Consider the following 3,120-nt stretch of genomic DNA (forward strand, 5'->3'; position numbering starts at 1 on the left):
CCCCACCGGCCACCGGCCTCCAACCCCCGACCCCGCGCCTCCGTACCAGTCACCGACCCCGCACCTGGCGGCGACAGGACCTGGCCCGTGGCAGGACCTAGCGGTCGTCCGCGCCGGAGGCGTCCGTGCGGTTGCGCCAGGGCAGTTCGGCCGTGACCGTCGTCGGGCCGCCCTCGGGCGACTCCAGGACGAACAGCCCGTCAACGGCGTCCAGCCGCTCGGCCAGGCCCTTCATCCCCGTACCGCCGTCGAGGCTCGCGCCCCCGCGGCCGTCGTCCCAGACCTGGATGAGCAGCCGGTCGTTCGTCCGCCACACATCCACCGAGGCCGACCTCGCCGCGCTGTGCTTGCTGACGTTCTGGAGCAGCTCCGAGACGGTGAAGTAGGCGATGCCCTCGATGGCCGCGGCCGGCCGCGCCGGCAGGTCGACCGTCACCTTGACCGGGACCGTACAGCGCGAGGAGACCGCGGACAGGGCCGCGTCCAGACCACGGTCGGTCAGCACCGCCGGGTGGATGCCGCGGGCCAGGTCGCGGAGCTCCTGGAGCGCCAGCTTCACCTCGCCGTGCGCCTCCTCGACCATCGCCGCCGCCGCGTCGGGGTCCTCCAGCACCTTCTCCTTAGCCAGGCCCAGCCCCATGGCCAGGTTGACCAGCCGGGCCTGCGCCCCGTCATGCAGGTCCCGCTCGATGCGCCGCAGGTCGGCGGCGGCCGTGTCGACCACGACCCCCCGGTCCGACTCCAGCTCGGCGATGCGCCGCTCCAGCTCGTCGGAGGGGGACAGCAGCGCGCGCACCATGGCCCGGTCGGCGTTGGCCAGGCCCCGCGCGATGAACGGCAGCACGGGCCACAGCACGAACAGCGAGGTCAGTGTGATGGTGAAGGTGAGGACGCCCCACGGCAGCCGGATGAACTCGTACAGCACCGTGCGCCAGCCCACCGGGTCCTTCAGCGACATCCACAGCCGCTGGAGCAGACCGCCCGCGCCACGCAGCGGCAGCCGGCTCGGTTCGTCCACCCGCACCCCGAGCAGCGCCCTGGCCCTCGCCCGCTCCATCCGGCCCAGCAGCCGCGCGCCCATGAGCCCGGCCGCGAGCAGCGGGAACCCGATCACCGTGATCGTCAGCCAGAAGCTGGTGAACAGCACCGTCACGACGTAGATGAATCCGAGCAGCGCGACCGGAAGGTTCGCCAGGAGGTGCGCGATCTCCTTCCAGGTGTGCCGGTCGTAGGCGAGACGGGGCTGCGGCGGGCGGTCGTCCTCCCCGGCCGCCGCGGTGGCCGTGCTCGTGCCGGAGGACGGAATGCGTTCGGTCATATGCGTTAGCGTGCCCGGCGGCGGGCAGGCGCGCCATGAGGTAGACCGCCAGGATCAACTGAGGTAAACCCCACCCCCGCATGCCAGGGCGTGACGGGCTGCTTACCCTGCCTTTATCAGGGCCTAGACTCCCGTGCGTACAGATCGTCGAACGGCGGCGTCCGTGGTTCCCGGCCGTACTCCGGAGTCGCGGAATCGATCGTCGCAGGATCCAGTCCGAGTTTCAGGGAGCGAGGGACGGACGTGCCGGAACCGACCGTCGTCACCACGACCGTCGTCGCGGCGGACTACTTCCAGTCCTATTCGGTCGTCGGGCTGCTCGCCGTCGTCGGCGTGCTGTTCGTCGCCGTCGCCTTCGGGGCCGGCCGCCTGCTGCGGCCCGTGGTCCCCACACCCGAGAAGCTTCTGACGTACGAGTGCGGCGTCGACCCCGTCGGCGAGGGCTGGGCCCACACCCAGGTCCGCTACTACGTCTACGCCTTCCTGTACGTGATCTTCGCCGTTGACTCGATCTTCCTGTTCCCCTGGGCGACCGTGTTCGCAGCCCCCGGTTACGGCGCGACGACCCTGGTGGAGATGTTCATCTTCCTCGGCTTCCTGGCCGTGGGCCTGCTCTACGCATACAAGAAGGGCGTGCTGGCATGGACGTGACCCCCTCCAGCCCCGAGCCCGTGCTGCTTCCGGAGCCGAAGCGGCTCGGCGCCCTCGCGCGTCTCGCGCCCGAGCCGATGAAGGTGATCCTGAACTGGGGCCGCCGCTACTCGCTCTGGGTCTTCAACTTCGGTCTCGCCTGCTGCGCGATCGAGTTCATCGCCGCGTCGATGGCCCGCCACGACTTCATCCGGCTCGGCGTCATCCCGTTCGCGCCCGGCCCGCGCCAGGCCGACCTGATGGTGGTGTCCGGCACGGTCACGGACAAGATGGCGCCGGCGGTCAAACGCCTCTACGAGCAGATGCCGGAGCCGAAGTACGTCATCTCCTTCGGCGCGTGCAGCAACTGCGGCGGCCCCTACTGGGACTCGTACTCCGTCACCAAGGGCGTCGACCAGATCATCCCCGTCGACGTCTACGTCCCCGGCTGCCCGCCCCGGCCCGAGGCGCTGCTCCAGGGCATCCTCAAGCTCCAGGAGAAGATCGCCCGCGAGTCGCTGGGGGAGCGGTACGGCAGCGGCGCCGCCCGTCCTTCGGCAGCGGCGTTGCAGAGCGGTCTGGTACAGCCGCCCGCCCCCGGCCCGGGCTCCGACTCGACGCCGGGGGAGGGACGATGACCGCGGTCGGCTGGCTCCCCGCGGATGCCGAGGAACTCTTCGGCACGGACGCCACAGCCGAGGAGTCGTACGAGGTCCTGACGGTCGACGTACCGCCGGCGACCTGGATCTCCGCCCTGGAGAGCGCACGCGACCGGCTGGGCTGCACGTACTTCGACTGGCTGAGCGCGGTCGACGAACCGGGCACGGGCTTCCGCGTCACGGCCCACGTCGCCGCGCTGTCCCCGCTCCGGCGCCTTCTCCTGCGTACGACGCTCCCGCACGAGGCCCCCGCCCTGCCCTCGGCCGTCGATGTCTACGCGGGTGCCGCCTGGCACGAACGCGAGACGCACGAGATGTTCGGCATCACCTTCGAAGGCCACCCGGCGCTGGACCACCTGCTCCTGCCCGAGAACTTCGAAGGCCACCCCCTGCGCAAGGACTTCGTCCTGGCCGCACGTGTCGCCAAGGCCTGGCCCGGCGCGAAGGAACCCGGCGAATCGGAACACGGCGGCCCCAAGCGCCGCCAGATGCTTCCCCCCGGCGTCCCCGACC

Annotated in this window: 4 protein-coding genes; 3 read left to right on the forward strand and 1 reads right to left on the reverse strand. The window is 71.1% G+C overall.

Going from position 1 to position 3,120, the window contains the following annotated elements; genetic code table 11:
* Positions 1-97: 97 nt before the first annotated feature.
* Positions 98-1,318, reverse strand: coding sequence for a sensor histidine kinase (locus CA983_RS42010; RefSeq protein WP_086605900.1), 1,221 nt, complete (start codon positions 1,316-1,318; stop codon positions 98-100).
* Between the two features lie 243 nt (positions 1,319-1,561).
* Here CA983_RS42010 and CA983_RS42015 point away from each other — a divergent pair, with 243 nt between their 5' ends.
* The 3 genes from CA983_RS42015 to CA983_RS42025 all read left to right on the forward strand — a co-directional run.
* Positions 1,562-1,969 (forward strand): NADH-quinone oxidoreductase subunit A, encoded by a 408-nt coding sequence (locus tag CA983_RS42015; RefSeq protein WP_010041427.1) that lies wholly within the window; start codon positions 1,562-1,564, stop codon positions 1,967-1,969.
* Positions 1,960-2,586 (forward strand): NADH-quinone oxidoreductase subunit B, encoded by a 627-nt coding sequence (locus CA983_RS42020; protein WP_086605901.1) that lies wholly within the window; start codon positions 1,960-1,962, stop codon positions 2,584-2,586. Before CA983_RS42015 ends, CA983_RS42020 begins: the two co-directional genes overlap by 10 nt.
* Positions 2,583-3,120: NADH-quinone oxidoreductase subunit C (locus CA983_RS42025; protein ID WP_143645761.1), on the forward strand; the 538-nt coding region annotated here is incomplete at its 3' end. The genes CA983_RS42020 and CA983_RS42025, both read left to right, overlap by 4 nt.

Origin of the sequence: Streptomyces swartbergensis (genome assembly GCF_002148965.1) — a bacterium.
GTDB classification, from domain to species: Bacteria; Actinomycetota; Actinomycetes; order Streptomycetales; family Streptomycetaceae; genus Streptomyces; species Streptomyces swartbergensis.